The following is an 18,369-nucleotide window of genomic DNA, read 5'->3' as shown; positions in this document are numbered from 1 at the left end:
TCCGAACTCCTCCCGTTGGATGCTGATGACGTCGGTGCCGGCCGACCCGCCTCGGACCCTCCGCGGTGGCCTACTCTCTGCGCCCGGCGACGAACTGGGCGATGGCCGTGAACACGGCCAGGACGAGGGCGGAGACCAGCAGCATGCCGCCCGCGGACGCCAGCAGTTCCGCCGCGTCGGACTCCGTCGCCATCAGGGTGAACAGCCGGTTGACCGGGGGCATGCCCTTGGCGAAGAGGGCGGCCATCACCAGGGCGAGCGCGGCCACCAGCGCATACCCCTGGCGCTTGAAGACCGGACGGGAGCACAGCACACCGATGGCGACGCCCACCAGCGCACAGGTGAGCTGCGCCTCGACCCCCAGCAGGAGATCGGCCGCGGTGACCGTGTGGCTGCCCAGCCACAGAGGGAACAGCAGGCCGAAGACCATCAGGACCAGGCAGCTCAGCAGAGCCGTCCCGATCGCCGCCAGCAGCACCTTCAGCGGCCGGCCGCCGGACGTGACGACGACGATCGCCCGCTGGGCGGGGTCGTCCAGGCTCATCAGCGCGACGGTGAGCCAGGTCGAACAGACGAACAGCGCACCGGCGGAGGAGGCGTAGGCGGGAGGCAGCGGACCGCTGCCGTTGACGGTCAGCACGCCCATCAGGCCCATGAACAGCAGCAGCGGGGCGAGGTAGCGCTGGGTGAGGACCACGGTCGCGAAGGTGTAGCGGATGAGCGCGATCACCGCAGGTCTCCCCCGGTCACGGCGTCCGGCATCCGCTGGTCGAGCACCGTCCCGGTCACCCGCTCCACGGACCAGCCGTGCCCCAGGGCGGTGTACAGCAGTGCGTCGGCGCTCTCACGGGCCACTCTCAGCCGCACCCCGGGCGCGTCCCGGCTCACCGCCAGCACGCCGGGCAGCTCCTCCCAGACCAGGTCGCCGGGGGCCGGGCCGCTCGGAGAGGGGGTCAGGACGATGTCGGACGAGGGCCGGTGCCCGCTCGGCCGGGGCTCCGGCCCCAGCAGGGCGACCCGCCCCCCGCCGACGGCATACGTCCGCGTGGCCCGGGCCCGGGTCACCGACTCCCGGTGGTCGGTGAACAGCACGGTGCCCCCGGCACTCGCGACCTCGGTCATGATCTCGGCCAGTACGCCGTGGGCGTCGGCGTCGAGCCCCGACCACGGCTCGTCCAGGACGAGCAGCCCGGGCTCCACTAGCAGGGCCTGGGCCAGTGCGACCTTCTGTGCGTTGCCCTTCGACAGGCTCCGCAGCGGTGCCTGCTCGCCGCCCACCAGGGCGAGCCGGTCCAGCAGCCGATGGGCCCGCGACGAGGCGGCCGAGGTGGTCAGTCCGCGCACCCGCCCCATGTGCGTCAGATACGCGACGGCCGACATCCGCTCGTTGGGGGAGAAGCGGTCGGGGACGTAACCCACCACCGCCGGCCGGGCGGCGACCCGGCCGGCGGTCGGCCGGGACAACCCCACCGCGATCCGCAGCAGGGTCGACTTCCCCGAACCGTTCCCCCCGGCGAACGCCACGACCTCTCCGGCGGGGGCCTCGACATCGATGTCTCTGAGAATCCAGTCGCCACGGCCGTAGCGCTTGCCCACTGCTTCGAGTCGTAACAAGGGAACTCCCCTATGTCCGGTATCGCGGCCCCCGGTTGCCTGCACATTACGGTGCCGATCCTCCGCCGCGCACATGTCCCGCGCCCCTGGCGGAAGCACAGCCCCGGTCCGCGAACAGGGCGGCGAGCCGGTCCAGCCCGTCCTCGACCTCTTCCGGGGTGAGCGCACTCACCGAGAGCCGCAGCTCGTGGGTGCCGCCCGGCCCTCCGTAGAAGTGGCACATCGGCGTCCAGAGCACGCCGTACCGCCGGGCCGAGAGTTCCAGCAGCTCGTCGTCCACCTCGAAGGGCACGGTGACGCAGACGAAGAACCCGCCGGCCGGGACGTTCCAGGACACGCCCCGGGCGGCGCCGAACCTGGCCTCCAACCCGGCCAGAACCTGGCGCAGGTTGCGCCGGTAGACCTCCCGTTCCCTGCTGTTCGCCCTGTCCAGGCTGTAGTGGTGCTCCAGCAGGGCGCCGCCGACCACGGCCTGGGCCAGAGGCGAGGTGTTCACCGTCACCATGCTCTTGATCTTCGAGAGCTGGTCCGCGAACAGGCCCGGCGCACCCCGGGCGTCGCGCACCCGCTGATCGGCCACCACGTACCCGACCCGCGCTCCGGGCAGTACGGTCTTGGCGAACGACCCGAGGTAGACGACCCGGCGGCCGGTGTCCAGCGCCTTGAGGGTGGGGGGCCTCCCCCCGCCGGCGTGGAACAGGCCGTACGGGTTGTCCTCCAGGAGCAGGACGCCCTCCCGCGCGGCCACGCCCAGCAGTGCGCGCCGGGTGGCCAGGTCCATGCTCAGGCCGGACGGATTGGCGAAGTCGGGCATCACGTAGCACGCCCGCGGCCGCTGCCCCCGCTGCCTGGCGGCGCGAATCCCCGCCACCAGGTCGTCCAGGTCGATCCCCGCCGCGCCGCCGGCCACGGGCAGCACCGGCATGTCGAGCAGCCGTGCCGCACCGGTCAGCCCGACGTACGTCGGTGAGACGGCAAGCAGGACGTCACCGGCCTCCGCCCGCAGCGCGCGCAGCACCAGGAACATCGCCTCCTGGCAGCCGACGGTGACCACGACCGACTCCGGATCGGCCTCGATGCCCTCGTCGCGGGCCAAGGAGCGCGTGACGAGGCGGTGGATGACGCCCTTGGTGCGGCCGTACTGGCACAGCGTGCGGCCCACCTCCTCCGGTGTGTAGCCGAGTTCGCCGGCCAGGTGCTCGCCGAAGATCCGCAGCCGGCGCTGGACGGACTCGAGGTCGAAGAACCGCTCGGTGGGGCGGCCCGGCGCGAAGGACAGCGCGTCCGGATAGCGCCCGGTGATCTCGTTGAGGAAGTTCATCGAGACGAGCGCCGGGTCCTCCAGCGATCCATGCAGATCGGCCGTGACCAGGTCCGCGGGCTCCGCGTCAGGCATGGGCCCTCATCCTCTCCGTACGCAGGCCGGCCACCGCTCTCACGTCGGCGCAGCCGGCCAGTGCCATGCCCTGGGCCAGTTCGCCGCGCACCAGGGACAGGACGCGCCGCACGCCGTGCTCACCGTGTGCCGCCAGGCCCCACAGCACCGGTCGGCCGAGCAGGACCCCCCGCGCCCCGAGGGCCAGTGCCCGGAGCACGTCGGTGCCGCCGCGCACACCGCTGTCCAGCAGGACGTCGCACTCGGTGGAGACGGCCTCGGCCACCGCGGGCAGCGCCCGCAGGCTGGGTACGGCGCCGTCCAGTTGGCGTCCTCCGTGGTTGGAGACCACGACCGCGTCGGCGCCCGACTCCACCGCCGTACGGGCGTCCCGCGGGTCCAGGACGCCCTTGACCACCAGGGGCAGCGACGTCCTGGCCCGTAACTCGGCCAGATCCCGCCAGGACATTCCCGGCGCGAAGGCCGCGCTCGTGTGCACGGCGAGCGCCGAGTCACCGCCGTACCCGCGATGCGCCTCGCTCTCCGGCCCGGTGTCCAGGTTCGCCGCCCGCACATGGTGCGGAAGCGTGAAGCCGTTGCGTACGTCCCGGAGTCTGCGGCCCATCAGCGGCACGTCGACGGTGACCATCAGTGCCTGACAGCGGGCCGCCTCGGCGCGGGCGATGAGCTCATGGTTCCTGCCGCGGTCGCGCAGCCAGTAGAGCTGGAACCAGGTGGTGGCCCCGGTGGCGGCGATGTCCTCCAACCGGTGGCTGCTGAGGGTGCTCACGACGAACGGGACGCCCGCCGCGCGCGCGGCCCGGGCGGCGGCAAGCTCGCCGTCCCGGTGGACCAGGCGCTGGTACGCCATGGGGGCGACGGCGACGGGCAGGGCGGCGTCGCTGCGGACCAGCCGGGCGCGGGGGTCGGCTTCGACGACGCCGGTGAGCATCCTGGGCACCAGCGCGATGTCGGCGAACGCGGCCCGGTTCGCGGCGAGCACCGCCTCCGAGCCGCTGCCACCCTCCACGAAGTCCCAGACGGCGGGGTCCAGCGCGGCCCGGGCGGCGGTGCGGATGTCCTCCAGACACACCGCCGCCGGGGCTGTCACCGCCGGGGCCGTGGTCATCCCTGCTGCTCCGCTTCGACGGCCTCGTACAGCGCCTTGATGTTCCCGCTGCCGAAGGTGGTGGCTCCGGCCCGCTCGATGACCTCGTAGAACAGCGTTCTGCGGGGGTGGGCCGACCTGGTGAAGATCTGGAAGAGCTGCCCGGCGTGGTCCTCGTCGGCCAGCACGTCCAGGGCGGCGAGCTCCTCGGTGGAGTGCCGGGACAGCCGCAACCGGTCGCCCAGCAGGCGGTAGTAGGCGGCAGGGGTGGTCAGGAAGTCCACGCCCCGTGCGCGCATGGTGCCCACCGCCTCCACGATGTCCTCGGTCCGGAAGGCGATGTGCTGGACTCCGGCGCCGCCGTGGTTCTTGATGAAGAAGTCGATCTGCCCGGGTTCCCTGCCGGTGTCGGGCTCGATGAGGGTGAGCGTCACCGTGCCGGAGGCGTTCTGCACCACCTCCGAGTCCATCGCCTGGGCGCCGATGACGATCTTCTCGGTGAAGGTGTTGCGGAAGTTCAGGACCTGCTCGTAGAACCGCACGACGGGCTGGAGCCGGCCGGGTTCCAGGCACACCGCGAAGTGGTCGATCTCCAACAGCCCGGTCGGGGCCGCGGGCTCGCGGCCGTGCGCCGGCGCGAAGCCCGGAAGCCGGTGCTCGGGGACTCCCTCCCGGCGCTCCACGAAAGTGTGCCGGACATCGCCGAAGGCCGTCACCGAGGCGGTGACCACGCCCTCGCGCTCGACGGGCGGGGCGGCCGGCCGGGCGCCGCGGCGGACGGCCTCGGCGTGGGCGGCGGCGGCGTCGGGCACCGCCAGGGCGATGTCGGCGACCCCCTCACCGTGCCGGTGGAGGTACACGGCGGCGGGGTGGTCCTCGGCCACCGGCTCGGTGAGCACCAGCCGGATGCGCTCGCGGCCGACCAGAGCGGAACGCGCCCCGTCCTGGTCGGCGGCCCTCGCCTGGAGCGCGAAGCCGTAGGTGCGGGCGAGTTCGGCGACCCTGGCGTCGAGATCCTCGACGTACAGCGTCACATGGTCGACGGACAGTTCCTCGAATCCCGTGGTGCGTAAGTCGTTCACAGTCGTTTCCCCCGTACGAGTGTCATGGTGCGATCCGCCGGTGCGGGTCAGCCACCGCTGCGTTCCATCGCCTCGATCAGGCTGGTGGGCCGCATGTCCGTCCAGTTCTTCTCCACGTAGTCCAGGCAGGACTGGCGGCTGTCCTCGCCGAACACCGTGGCCCACCCGGCCGGTACGTCGGCGAAGGAGGGCCACAGCGAGTGCTGCCCCTCGTCGTTTCGCAGGACCAGGTAGGTGCCGTCCTCGTCCTCGAACGGGTTGGTCGCCATATGCTCTGTCTCCTCTGCTGATCAGGTGTTGTCAGTAGGGTTCGCGGCCGGCTCCGCGGCAGGACCGCGGGCCAGCTTCCGGGCCAGTACGGGGCCGATGACGCTCAGCGCCCCGGGCCGGGTCATCTCCTCGTGGCCGTACGCCACGGAGTGCCGCTCCAGCCGTCCGCCGAGGTGCGGCAGCCACAGCCGGGCCGTCAGTGATCCGGTGGCGTCCCGCTCGGCGGCGAAGTGGAGCAGGTCACCGTCGAACATGCCCGGTGTGAAGGCGCGGGCCGCCTCCGTGGTGCCGAGGTAGACCGCGACCAGCCGGTCCATCGCCGCGTCGTCCAGGCGGTGCCCGCCGGCCTGGGCACGCACGGCCTGGACCACCTCCGCACGGACCGGTGCCGGCGCGGCGGTGCCCGCCAGCGGATAGCTGTCCAGTACGGCCAGCAACGCCACCTCGGCGCCCTCGGCCCTCAGCCGTACGGCCATCTCGTGGGCGATCAGCCCGCCGGCCGACCAGCCGACGAGGTGGTAGGGGCCGTGCGGTTCCACCTCGCGGATTCGCCGCACGTACCGCGCGGCCGTCTCCTCGATCGCGGTCGGCCGCTGCGCCCCGTCCGAGAGGCCTGGCGGCTGGAGTGCGTAGAGCGGATGGCGGTCGGGGATGTACCGGGTCAGCCCGGCGAACGACCAGCCCAGCCCACTGGCGGCCGGGACGCAGAACAGCGCGGGCCCGCCGGCCCGGCGCAGCGGCAGCAGCGTGTCCAGCCCCTCCCCGGCCGTGCCGTCCCGGGTGTCCAGCCGCTCGGCGAGCTCGGCGACGGTCGGCGCCTCGAACAGGCTCCGCAGCCCGACCTCCACGCCGAGCGCCTCGTGCAGGCGGCCGATGAGCGCGGCGGCCAGCAGCGAGTGGCCGCCCAGCGCGAAGAACCCGTCGTCGATCCCGACCGCGGCCACCCCGAGCACCTCCGCGAACAGGTCGCAGAGCAGCTCCTCGCGCGGTGTGCGCGGAGCGCGGCCCGTGGTCCCCGCGGCGAGGCCGGGGGCCGGCAGCGCCCGGCGGTCCAGCTTGCCGTTGGGGGTGAGCGGGAAGCGCTCCAGTGGCACGACGGCCCCCGGCACCGAATAGCCGGGCAGGGTCCGGGCGGCGTGCCGCCGCACCGCCGCGGCGTCCACGCCGCGTCCGGCGGCGGGCACCACATAGCCGGTCAGCGTCGGGCCGCCGGGCCCGTCGTGCGGCAGTACGGCGGCCTGCGCGACGTCCGGATGGGCGAGGAGCACGGCCTCGACCTCGCCCGGCTCCACGCGGAACCCGCGTACCGACAGCTGCTGGTCGACGCGGCCGGCGAAGTGCAGTCGGCCGCCCCGGTCCCAGCGCACCAGGTCTCCGGTGCGGTACAGCCGGGCTCCCGCCGGGCCGTAGGGGTCGGCTACGAAACGTGCCGCGGTCAGCGCCGGGCGACCGGCGTATCCGCGGGCCAGTCCCGGCCCTCCGACGTACAACTCGCCGGTCACCCCGGGTGGTACGGGGCGCAGCCGGGCGTCCAGGACGTGGACGCGGGCGCCGCCCAGCGGCCGCCCGATGGTGGGGCCGTCCTCCCCGGCCAGCGGCTCGCTCATGGTGGCGCACACGGTGACCTCGGTCGGCCCGTACGCGTTGACGAGCCGCCGGCCCGGCGCCCACCGGCGTACCGCGTCCCTCGAAAGAGCGTCACCGGCGGTGACCAGGGTGGTCACGGACGCCAGCGCTTCGGGCGGCAGCAGCGGCAGGGCCGCGGGCGGCAGCGTCACATGGGTGATCCGGTGCCGGTCGAGCACCTCGGCCAGGGGGCGGCCCGGGGTCAGCTCGTCCTGGTCGGCGAGGACCAGTTCCGCGCCGGACAGCAGCGCCACGCAGACCTCGGAGAAGGCCGCGTCGAAGCTCGGGGAGGCGAACTGGAGCACCCGGTCCCCCGCCCGTATCCGGAACCGCTCGATCTGCCGGACCGCCAGGTTGGCCGTGCCCGAGTGCGTCACGACAACACCGTTCGGCCGTCCGGTGGAACCCGAGGTGTAGATCACATAGGCCGGGTGGGCATGCCGCAGGGGCGCGATGCGGTCGGCGTCCACCGGATCGGTGCCGGGGGCGGCGGCGATCCGGGCGGCGGTGTCCGGATCGTCCGGCAGGAGGGTGGCGGTGTCCCCGGGGAGCCGGCCCGCGAAGGAGTCCAGGATGCCCTGGCGGGTGACCAGCAGCGCCGGGCGGGCGTCGGCGAGCATCGCGCGGATCCGCTCGGCCGGATAGCCGGGATCGACGGGCAGGTAGGCGGCCCCCGACTTCAGCACACCGAGCAGGGTCTCGATCTGGCCGGTCGAACGCGGCAGCTCCAGCGCCACCAGGCTCTCGGGTCCCATCCCGCGCCCGATCAGGGTGTGCGCGATCCGGTTCGCACGCCGGTTGAGCTCCGTGTAGGAGAGAGTCGTCCCGCCATGGCGCAGCGCCACGCTGTCCGGCGTCCTCGCCACCTGGGCCTCGAACAGGGCGGTCACCGTGTCCGCGGGCGCCGGTGCCGCCCGCGTCCCGCCTCGGCTTTCGATGGTCCGGAGCTCGTCCGGCAGCATGATCCGGGCGGCGCCGATCGGCCGGTACGGGGCGCTGGTGAGGTCGTCCAGCAGCCCGGCCAGCCGGGTGAGCAGCTCCTCGGCGGTGGTCTCGTCGAAGAGGTCCGAGCTGTAGCGCAGTTCGACGCGGATCCCGGTGGGCCGGGACGCCTCGAAGGTCTCGCCGAAGGTGAACTCCAGGTCGAACTTGGCGACTCCGGGATCCACGGCCACCTCGGTGGCGGTCAGTCCCGGTAGCCCGGGCCTCGGCGGTTGGTGGTCCCGCACCGTCGCCAGCACCTGGAACAGCGGGTGCCGGGACAGGTCGCGTTCCGGGTTGAGTGCCTCCACCAGTCGCTCGAACGGCAGGTCCTGGTGGGCGAGGGCTTCCAGGGTCCGCTGCCGTACCCGCTGGACCAGCTCACCGAACGCGGGGTCGCCCGAGGTGTCGGTGCGCAGCACCAGGGTGTTGACGAAGAAGCCGACGAGCCCGTCGAGCGCCGCGTCGACGCGACCGGCGACGGGTGTTCCGACGGGGATGTCGGTGCCCGCGCCGAGCCGGGTGAGCAGAGCGGCCAGACCCGCCTGCAGCACCATGAAGGGGGTCGCGCCGTTCAGCCGGGCCAGCTCCCGGACCCGGTGGTGCAGTGCGGCGTCGAGATCCGCGGTGACGGTGCCACCGCGATGGCCGGCCACGGCGGGGCGGGGGCGGTCCGCCGGCAGCGTCAGCTCCCCGGGTATCCCGGCCAGTGCGGTACGCCAGTAGGCCAGTTGCCGGGCGGCGAGGCTGCCGGGGTCGTCCTCGGAGCCCAGTGCCGCGCGCTGCCACAGCGCGTAGTCGGCGTACTGGACCGGCAGCGGCTGCCAGTCGGGGGCCCGGTGGGACAGCCGCGCCCGGTAGGCGGTCCCGAGCTCCGCGGCCAGCGGGGCGAGCGAGGCACCGTCGCAGGCGATGTGGTGCAGCACCAGCAGGAGCACGTGGTCAGCCGGACCGAGCCGGAACACGGTGGCGCGCAGGGGGAGGTCGGTGGTCAGGTCGAAGCCGTGCCGCACCGCTTCCGCGAGCCCGGCCGCCAGTTCCTCCGCACGGATGTCCACGAGCGTGGGCCGGGGCGCGGCCGCGCCTGCGTCCCGCACCAGCTGGCAGGGGACCCCGCGGGCCTCCGGGTAGACCGTGCGCAGCGTCTCGTGCCGGTCCACCAGGTCGGCCAGGGCCGCCGTCAGCGCGTCCGGGTCGAGGGACCCGGTCAGCCGCAGCGCCATCGGCACGTTGTAGGTGTCGCCCGCGCCGTCCAGCCGGTTCAGCAGCCACAAGCGCTGCTGCGCGTACGACAGCGGCAGCCGGTCCGGCCGCCGGGCCGGGACCAGGGGCGCCCGGGAGGCGGAGGTCCCGGCGAGCCGCTCGGCGAGCCCGGCGGGGGTGGGCGACTCGAAGACCGCCCGCAGGGCGAGTTCGGCGCCGAAGGCCGTACGGACGGCGTTGACCAGCCGGGTGGCCAGCAGGCTGTGGCCGCCGTGGTCGAAGAAGCTGTCGTCGGCCCCCACCGAGGGCACACCGAGGACGTCCGCGAACAGCGCGCACATCAGTTCCTCCGCGGAGGTGCGCGGGGCGCGGCCGGGTGGAGCGGCGGCGAAGTCGGGAGCGGGCAGAGCCGAGCGGTCGAGTTTGCCGTTGGCGTTGACCGGCAGGGCGTCCAAGACGACGGTCGCGGCCGGTGCCATGTGCTCCGGCAGGGTGGCGGTGAGGTGGCGGGTCAGTTCCTCGTGCGTGGGCCGGGTGCCCGGCGCCGTGGTGACATAGGCGACGAGGCGCTGCTCACCGGTGGCGGTGGGGCGGGTGGTGACGGTCGCGTGGGTGATGGCGGGGTGCCGGGACAGGACGTTCTCGATCTCGCCGGGTTCCACGCGGAACCCGCGGATCTTCACCTGGTGGTCGGCCCGCCCCAGGTAGTGCAGGACGCCCTCGCCGTCCCAGCGGGCCAGGTCGCCGGTGCGGTACATGCGGGAGCCCGCGCGGCCGTGGGGGTCCGGCACGAAGTGGCGGGCGGTCAGGCCGGGCCGGCCGAGGTAGCCGTCGGCGAGCTTGGGGCCCGCCAGGTAGAGCTCGCCGGTGACGCCGGCCGGCACCGGACGCAGCCAGGGGTCCAGGACGTAGGCGCGGGTGCCGGGCAGCGGCCGGCCGATGGGCGGGGCGCACACCTGTCCGGGACCGGTCTCGTACCAGCCGGTGGCGTAGACGGTGGACTCGGTCGGCCCGTAGAGGTTGGCGATCCGGACCCCGGGTGCCTGCTGCCGCAGCCTGCGGACCAGTCGCTCCGGAAGCGCCTCCCCCGCCAGGACGAGGCGGTGGCAGTCCAGGGGCGTGCCCGCGTCCAGCAGCGAGGAGACGACCGACGGCACACCGCTGACCAGGGTGCCCGACCACGGCCGCTCGGCCAGTGCCAGCAGGTCCCGCACCACCTCGACGCGGCCGCCTGCCAGCAGGGGCGCGAAGATCTCGAACACCGATACGTCAAAGGACAGCGAGGTCGACGCCAGCACCTCGGCCAAGTCCCGGGCATCGACGCGCCGCACCGCCCAGGACAGGAACTCCGACATGGCCCGGCGGGAGACCACCACGCCCTTCGGACTGCCGGTCGATCCCGAGGTGTAGATCACATAGGCGGGGAACGCGCCCGGCTCGGGCATGCCCGCGGTGAGCGGTGTGTCCGGCAGCCCGGCGAGCTCGTGGACGGTGCTCGGGTCGTCCAGCGCGAGGACCGCCGCCCCGGCGGCGACGGGCAGCCGGTCCGCGACCGAACGCTCCGTCACCACCAGGCGCGGAGCCGCGTCGGCCAGCATGAACGCGATCCGCTCCACCGGATGTCCCGGCTCGACCGGTACATATCCGGCGCCTGCCTTCAGCACCGCCAAGACGGCCACCACCATCGCGGCGGACCGCGGCACCGCCACCGCCACCAGATCGCCCGGGCGCACACCCCGCGCGTGCAGAAGCCGGGCCAGCCGGTCGGCCCGGCCGTCGACCTCCGCGTAGGACAGTGCGGTGCCGTCGCAGACGAGGGCGGTGGCCCGCGGCGAGACGGCGACCCGGGCCTCGAACGCCGCCACCACATCCGTCACGGGGCCGGGGTCGACCGTGCCCGCCCAGGCGCCCGTGATCCGGTCGCGCTCCTGTGGCGAGAGGATGTCGACGGCACCGAGCGGCAGCCGCGGGGCGGCGGCCACGGCCTCCAGCAGGCGGACGAACCGCTCGGCGAGCACGGCGACGGTGTCCCGGTCGAAGAGGTCGGCGCTGTAAGCGATATGCCCGGTGACCCCGCCCGGGGCCCCGCTGCCGTCGAGGCGCTCGCTCAGCTGGACGTCCAGGTCGAACTTCACCGAGGTGAGCTCGATGTCGGGGACGCTCACCCGCAGTCCGGGCAGGCGGATCTCCGGTGCGGCGCCACTGCGCAGTGCGAGCATCCCCTGGAAGAGCGGGTGCCGCCCCAGCGAGCGGGGCGGGTTGAGCACCTCGACCAGTCGCTCGAAGGGCACGTCCGGATTGCCGTAGGCGGCCAGGCCGGCCTCGGCCACGCGGTCGACCAGGTCGGCGAAGCCGGGGTCGCCCGAGGTGTCGGTGCGCAGCACCAGGGTGTTGACGAAGAAGCCGACGAGGTCGTCGAGCGCCGCGTCGTCGCGGCTGGCGACCGGGGTACCGAGTGGGATGTCCGTGCCGGCGCCGAGCTTGGTCAGCAGGGCGGCCAGTCCGGCCTGGAGCACCATGAACAGGCTCGCATGGTGCTCCCGCGCCAGGCGGCTGAGGCTCCGGTGCAGGGCGGGGCCGATCTCCAGGGGCACGGCCCCGCCGCGGTAGCCGAACTCGGCCGGCCGGGGCCGGTCCGCGGGCAGGGCCAGTTCGGCGGGCAGCCCGGCGAGGGCCTGCCGCCAGTAGGCCAGCTGGGCGGAGATCCGGCTCTCCGGGTCCTGCTCGCTGCCGAGCACCTCGCGCTGCCACAGGGTGTAGTCCGCGTACTGGACGGCCAGAGGCGGGAAGCCAGGCGCGGTGTGCCCGGTGCGCGCGGCGTAGGCGGTGGCGACATCGCGGGCGAACGGGGCCATGGACCAGCCGTCGCCGGCGATGTGGTGCAGGACGACCAGCAGGATGTGCTCGTCCTCGGACAGGACGAGCAGATGGGCCCGCAGGGGGAGTTCGCGGGCGAGGTCGAAGCCCTGCCCGCACCGGGCGGCGACGGTCTGCCGCCAGGTCGCCGCGTCGGCCTGGACCACGTCGAGTCCGAAGGGGGTGTCCGCCGTGTCGTGGACGAGCTGGCAAGGCTCGCCGTCGGTCTCGGGGAAGGTGGTGCGCAGGCTCTCATGCCGGTTCACCACATCCCGCAGCGCCTGTGCCAGAGCCCGCCGGTCGAGGTCGCCGGCAAGCCGCAGGGCGACCGGGATGTGGTACGCGCCGCCCGGCTCGCCCAGGCGGTTCAGGAACCACAGCCGCCGCTGGGCGTACGACAGCGGCACCCTCTCCGGGCGCCGCGCGGGCCCTAGGACGGGCCGCGCGCCCGCGACCGGGCCGAGGCGCCGGGCGAGCTCCGCCACGGTCGGCGCCTCGAACACGGCCCGTACGGTCAGCTCGACGCCCAGGGCCGCACGCACCGCGTTGACCAGGCGGATCGCGAGCAGCGAGTGACCGCCCAGGGCGAAGAAGCCGTCATCGACCCCGGCACCGGGCACGCCGAGCACCTCGGCGAACAGCCGGCACAGGGTCTCCTCCTCGGGCGTGCCGGGGGCACCTCCGCGGACGTCGGCGGCCGGATCCGGGACGGGCAGGAGGGCGCGGTCGAGCTTGCCGTTCTCGGTGACCGGCAGCGAGGAGAGCACCACGAAAGCCGAGGGGATCATGTAGTCGGGCAGCCGGCCGCGCAGGAAGTCCCGCAGGGAGGCGGTGAACCGGCCGGACTCGCGGAAGGCGACCGGGTCGTTGGTGAGTCCGCCGCCGTACGTCTGCTCGCCGTCACCCGGGTGCGTGACGAAGGGGGCCGTCGGGGAGCCGACCGACGGGGCCAGGAACAGCGCGTCCAGCCGGCCGTCGGCGTCGTCGTCGGTCCAGGTGAGCGCGGTCCGGTAGCCGAGTTCCGCGCCGAGCCGGGCCAGGTCCTCGGGGTCCACGCCCTCGGTGCCGGCGTGGGCCTGCCGAAGGTGCGTGAGGTCCTCGCCCGCCAGCAGCGCCCGGGCGGCCGCCGCCTCGGCCGCCGTGCGGGCGTTCGGCACACCGGTGACCCGCAGCCCGGCCGGCCGGCCGCCTTCCAGCCGGACCCGCAGCGCGGCCAGACTCTTGACGTCGTCGGCCCAGCTCAGCACTGGTGCGTCGGTCACGGTGACCAGGTCTGCGGGCTCCTTGCGGTGCAGGACGACGTCGTAGCGGTACCGGCTGAGCTCGTTGTGGAAGGCGCCGCCCTTCACCCGGATGTCCACACCGCCCACCCGCGGGTGAACGGACGCGTAGCGCTGGAAGAAGGCCGGGGAGACGAGGAGTTCCTTCTCCCGCAGCATCCGCCGGTCGACGTCCTGCCGTAGGTCGGACGTGCTCCGCGCGTCCGGGGTGCGGGCCAGCGCGACCGCGGTGTGGAAGCTGCGGAGCAGGGTGAGGTTGCGTACGTCACCGACGAACACCGCTCCACCCGGGGCGAGCAGGCCGACTGCCTTGTCCAGCACGGACTCCAGATACCCGGCGTGCGGAAAGTACTGGGTGACCGAGTTGACCACCACGGTGTCGAAGTAGCCCTCGGGGAGGCCGTCCACGTCGTCGGCCGCCTGGACCCGCAGCTCGACCCGGTGGGCGAGCTCCGGGCGGTCGCCGAGCCCGGCGCGGAGACCGGCGACGGCCTCGGCGGAGAAGTCGGTCGCCCAGTAGGCCTCGCACTCCTCCGCGAGCCGGCTCAGGATCAACCCGTTGCCCACGCCGATCTCCAGCACGCGCCGGGGCCGCAGCGCACGGACGCGGTCCACGACGGACGCCCGCCACTCCCGCATCTGCTCCAGGGCGAGCGGTTCGCCGTCGTAGCTGCTGTCCCAGCCGGAGAAGTCCTCGCCGAACCCGGCCCCGGTGTCCCGGCCGTACATGCCGTCGTAGAGCTGCCGCCATTCGGTCACCTGCTCGCGGCCGCCGGCTTCCCCACGGTCCGAGCCGGGCCGCCGGTCGGCCACCACATAGCCGACGAGGCGCTGTTCGCCGAGGTGGTCGGGACGGGCCAGGACCTCGGCCTCGCGCACGTCCGGGTGCCCGGCGACGGCCGAGGCCACTTCGCCCGGCTCGACGCGGAACCCCCGGATCTTCACCTGGTGGTCGGCGCGTCCGGCGAACTCCAGCTGCCAGTCGGCGTCCCACCGCGCCAGGTCCCCGGTGCGGTACATCCGGCTCCCCGGCGGGCCGAAGGGGTCCGCGACGAACTGCTCGGCGGTCCGGCCGGGAAGGTCGTGGTAGCCGCGGGCGAGGCCGGCGCCGGCCAGGTGGACCTCCCCGGTCACCCCCTGCGGCACCGGCCGCAGCCGGGCGTCGAGAAGGTACAGGCGGGTGTTCGCCAGCGAACGCCCGAGGGGCACGGCCGCGCCCGGCTCGTAGGGCGCGCGGACCGCGTACTGCGTCGCGCACAGCGTGGCCTCGGTCGGCCCGTACAGCTGCCGCACCACCGCGCCCGGGGCGTGCTCCAGGACCCGCCGCACCGCCACCGGTGAGACGACGTCGCCCCCGGTGAGGACCTCCCGCACCCCCGCGAGGCAGTCGGGGTGGTCCTCGGCGAGCACCCGGAAGAGGCCCGCGGTGAAATGCACCGCGGTGATCCGCTCCTGGCGGATCTGGCGGGCCAGCGCGCCGGTGTCCAGCCGTCCGGGGGGCGCGAGCACCACCAGGCCGCCGGACAGGAGGGTGACCCACAGCTCGTAGTCGGAGATGTCGAAGGCGTACGGCGCGTGCAGCAGGACGCGCTCGTGGTGCCCGGTGTCCCAGCAGGGGTCGGCGGCCAGCTCCAGGACCTCCCGGTGGGCGACGGCCACGCCCTTGGGTGTGCCGGTGGAGCCGGAGGTGTACATGATGTAGGCGAGCTGGTCCGGGTGGACGGGCACGGCCGGTGGGCCGGAAGGCCCGCCGGCCGGGGTGGGGCCGTCGTCGGGGACGTGGTCGCCGAGGGCGTTGCCGCCGACGTTGTCAGCGGGGACGTCGTCGCCGAGGACCACCACGGCCGCGCCATGGGCGAACCGGCGGCCGAGCATGGCCCGGTCGGTGAGCAGCACCTTCGCCCGGGTGTCGGCCATGACCCACTCCAGCCGCTCGGCGGGGAAGGCCTCGTGCAGCGGCACGTACGTGCCACCCGCCTTGAGCACGGCGAGGACGGCCACCGCCAGCTCCGCGGAGCGTTCCAGGAACACGGCGACCCGGCTCTCCGGGCCGACGCCGAGCCGGACGAGCCGGTGGGCCAGCCGGTCGGCACGCTCGTCCAGCTCCTCGCGGGTCAGCTCGCGGCCGCCCGTGCGGATCGCGGCGGCCCCGGGGTCGGCGGCGGCCAGCTCGGCGAAGCGCCCGTGCAGGGTGCCGGTGGGGCGGGGCTGCCCGCTCCCGGTGCCGAGCAGGCGGTCGCGCTCCTCGGCACCGAGGATGTCGATCGCGCCGATGCGCTGCCGGGGGTCGCGGGCGACCGACGCCAGCAGGCGGGTGAACCTCTCCGCCAGCCTCGCGGCGGTGCCCCGGTCGAAGAGGTCGGTGCTGAACTCCAGGACCCCGGTGACCCCCGCGGGCGTGTGGCCGGGACCGAAGGTCTCCGAAATGTCGAACGCCAGGTCGAACCGGGCGGGTCGCCACGCGTCGGGCTCCACCGCGACGGTCAGGCCGGGCAGCGTCAACTCCGCCTCGGCGTTGTTCTGCAGCGCGAGGAAGACCTGGAACAGGGGGTGCTGGGACAGCGACCGGGCCGGGTTGAGCAGTTCGACGAGCCGCTCGAAGGGCACGTCCTGATGGCTGTAGGCGGCGAGCGCGGTGTCGCGCACCCGGCGCAGGAGGTCGCTGAACCGCGGATCCCCCGAAGTGTCGGTGCGCAGCACCAGGGTGTTGACGAAGAAGCCGACCAGCTCGTCGAGCGCGGCGTCCGTGCGGCCCGAGACGGGGCTGCCGACGGGGATGTCCTCGCCCGCGCCCAGCCGGGTGCACAAGGTGGCGACGGCGGCCTGCAGCAGCATGAACAAGGTGACGTTGTGGCGCTGGGCCACGTCGAGCAGGCGGGCGTGCAGCTCCGGGCCGAGCCCGATGTCCACGGTGTCCCCGCGGAAGCTCAGCCTGCGCGGCCGCGGCCGGTCGGTGGGCAGGGGCAGCTGCTCGGGAAGGCCGTCCAGCGCATGCCGCCAGTAGTCGGTCTGGGCCGCCAGGGCGCTGTCCGGGTCGCCCTCCTCGCCCAGGACCCGGCGCTGCCAGAGGGCGTAGTCGGCGTACTGGACGGGCAGCGGCCGCCATTCGGGGGCCCGGCCGCCCAGCCGGGCCGCGTAGGCGGTCCCCAGATCGCGGGCGAGCGGCGCCATCGACCAGCCGTCGCCGGCGATGTGGTGCAGGACCAGCAGCAGGACGTGCTCCTGCGGCCCGAGCGGGAACAGGTGCGCCCGTAAAGGGAGATCGGTGCCGAGGTCGAAGCCGAGCGCGGTGGCGGCCGCGAGGGCCCCGGGCAGCTCCTCCTCGGTCACCGGGGCGACGGTCAGCGCGGGCCGGGCGCCGGGCGCGTCGAGGACCGACTGCCGTGGTTCGCCGCCGGTGTCCGGGTAGACGGTGCGCAGTGACTCGTGCCGGGCCGTCAGGTCGGCGAGCGCCTGGCCGAGCGCCGCGCGGTCCAGCGCGCCGGTGATCCGCAGCGTCGCGGGGATGTTGTAGGCGGCGCCGCTGTCCTCCAGCCGGTTAAGGAACCACAGCCGTCGCTGGCCGTGGGAGAGCGGTAGCTCCGCGGGCCGGTCGGCGACGGTGAGGGCGGGGCGCGGCCGGTCACCGCCGAGCAGGCGTGCCGCCAGCGCCCGTACCGTGGGCGCCTCGAACACCGCGCGGACGGGGAGCTGGACGCCCAGCCGGGCACGGACGCCGTTGACCAGACGGGTGGCGAGCAGCGAATGGCCGCCCAGGTGGAAGAAGTCGTCCTCCGCGCCGACGCCGGGCAGACCGAGCACCTCGGCGAACAGCCCGCACAGGATCTCCTCCTGCGGGGTGCGCGGCACTCGGCCGGTGACCGCGGCGGCGAAGTCGGGCGCGGGCAGGGCCCTGCGGTCGAGCTTGCCGTTGGGGGTCAGGGGTAGCGCGTCCAGGGCGATGATCGCGGACGGCACCATGGAGGCCGGCAGCCGCTCGGCGAGGTGGGCGCGCAGCGGTGCGGTGTCCGCCGCGCCGGCGGTGGGAGCGGGCACCGTGTAGGCGACGAGCCGCTTCTCACCGGCCTGGTCCTCGTGCACCACGACCGCCGCCTGACGGACCCTGGGGTGCTCGCTCAGGGCGGCCTCGATCTCGCCGAGCTCGATGCGGAAGCCACGGATCTTGACCTGGCGGTCGACCCGGTCGAGGAACTCCAGGCTGCCGTCCGCCCTTCGGCGTACGAGGTCGCCTGTGCGGTACATCCGGGTGCCCGCGGGGCCGAAGGGGTCGGCCGTGAAGCGCGTGGCGGTGAGGGCGGGGCGGTGCAGATAGCCCCGCGCCACGCCCGAACCGGCCAGATAGAGCTCGCCCGCCACACCAGCGGGGACCGGCCGCAGGGCACCGTCGAGCACATACGCCCGGGTGTTGGCGAGCGGGCGGCCGATGGGCGGCCGGGCGGCGTCCTCCTCGTCCAGCGCCGCGGCGGTGGACCAGACCGTCGTCTCGGTGGGGCCGTAGACGTTGGTGACCTCGCGGGCGGACGCGCGCAGCGCTCGCGCCAGGTGCCCGGGCAGAGCCTCACCGCCCACGAGGACCCGCAGCCGCTCACCGTCCGCGGGGTGCCCGGAGTCGAGCAGGCTCCGCCAGAGCGCGGGGGTCGCTTGCATGACGGTGGCGCCCGAGGCCGTGATGAGCTTGCCCAACGCCTCGGGGTCCCGGCTGGTCTCCTTCGACGCGAGCACGACCCGCCCTCCGCTGACAAGCGGGAGCAGTAGTTCCAGATTCGCGATGTCGAAGCCGAACGTCGTCACCGCCAGCAGACGGTCCTCGGGCCCGAAGGAGAGCCTGTCCCGGAAGTCCGACAGCAGGTTGACAAGGTTTTCTCCGGTGACCACGGTGCCCTTGGGCACCCCGGTGGATCCGGATGTATAGATGACGTATAAGGAATTGCCGGGATGGACGCTCTTGCTCTGTTCGAGCCGCATTCTTGGAAT

General features: G+C 74.1%; 7 protein-coding genes. All 7 read right to left on the bottom strand.

The window, feature by feature from the left end:
* Window positions 1-70 precede the first annotated feature (70 nt).
* The 7 genes from ABZ945_RS01315 to ABZ945_RS01285 are packed head-to-tail and all read right to left on the bottom strand — an operon-like array spanning window position 71 to window position 18,360.
* Window positions 71-730, bottom strand: a complete 660-nt coding sequence (locus tag ABZ945_RS01315; protein ID WP_361262004.1) for a hypothetical protein — start codon at window positions 728-730, stop codon at window positions 71-73.
* Window positions 727-1,614, bottom strand: coding sequence for an ABC transporter ATP-binding protein (locus tag ABZ945_RS01310; RefSeq protein ID WP_361262001.1), 888 nt, complete (start codon window positions 1,612-1,614; stop codon window positions 727-729). The genes ABZ945_RS01315 and ABZ945_RS01310 overlap by 4 nt, the downstream gene beginning before the upstream one ends.
* A 46-nt stretch (window positions 1,615-1,660) precedes the next feature.
* Window positions 1,661-3,010 (bottom strand): PLP-dependent aminotransferase family protein, encoded by a 1,350-nt coding sequence (locus tag ABZ945_RS01305; RefSeq protein WP_361261998.1) that lies wholly within the window; start codon window positions 3,008-3,010, stop codon window positions 1,661-1,663.
* A complete protein-coding gene (locus ABZ945_RS01300; RefSeq protein WP_361261995.1) occupies window positions 3,003-4,118 on the bottom strand; it encodes an alpha-hydroxy acid oxidase in 1,116 nt (371 codons plus the stop codon). Before ABZ945_RS01300 ends, ABZ945_RS01305 begins: the two co-directional genes overlap by 8 nt.
* Window positions 4,115-5,179, bottom strand: coding sequence for a 4-hydroxyphenylpyruvate dioxygenase (hppD, locus tag ABZ945_RS01295; RefSeq protein WP_361261992.1), 1,065 nt, complete (start codon window positions 5,177-5,179; stop codon window positions 4,115-4,117). The genes ABZ945_RS01300 and hppD overlap by 4 nt, the downstream gene beginning before the upstream one ends.
* A gap of 47 nt (window positions 5,180-5,226) precedes the next feature.
* Window positions 5,227-5,448 (bottom strand): MbtH family protein, encoded by a 222-nt coding sequence (locus ABZ945_RS01290; RefSeq protein WP_361261989.1) that lies wholly within the window; start codon window positions 5,446-5,448, stop codon window positions 5,227-5,229.
* Window positions 5,449-5,469: 21 nt separating this feature from the next.
* Window positions 5,470-18,360 (bottom strand): amino acid adenylation domain-containing protein, encoded by a 12,891-nt coding sequence (locus ABZ945_RS01285; protein WP_361261986.1) that lies wholly within the window; start codon window positions 18,358-18,360, stop codon window positions 5,470-5,472.
* Between the last annotated feature and the right edge of the window lie 9 nt (window positions 18,361-18,369).

This window comes from Streptomyces sp. NPDC046887 (assembly GCF_040644755.1).
GTDB classification, from domain to species: Bacteria; Actinomycetota; Actinomycetes; order Streptomycetales; family Streptomycetaceae; genus Streptomyces; species Streptomyces lichenis.
This window is presented reverse-complemented; position numbering and strand designations above follow the sequence as displayed.

Excerpts from the sequence above, each read along its gene's own strand:
- ABZ945_RS01305 (WP_361261998.1), bottom strand. The coding sequence starts at position 3,010 with ATGCCTGACGCGGAGCCCGCGGACCTGGTCACGGCCGATCTGCATGGA.
- ABZ945_RS01300 (WP_361261995.1), bottom strand. The coding sequence starts at position 4,118 with ATGACCACGGCCCCGGCGGTGACAGCCCCGGCGGCGGTGTGTCTGGAG.
- ABZ945_RS01290 (WP_361261989.1), bottom strand. The coding sequence starts at position 5,448 with ATGGCGACCAACCCGTTCGAGGACGAGGACGGCACCTACCTGGTCCTG.
- ABZ945_RS01285 (WP_361261986.1), bottom strand. The coding sequence starts at position 18,360 with ATGCGGCTCGAACAGAGCAAGAGCGTCCATCCCGGCAATTCCTTATAC.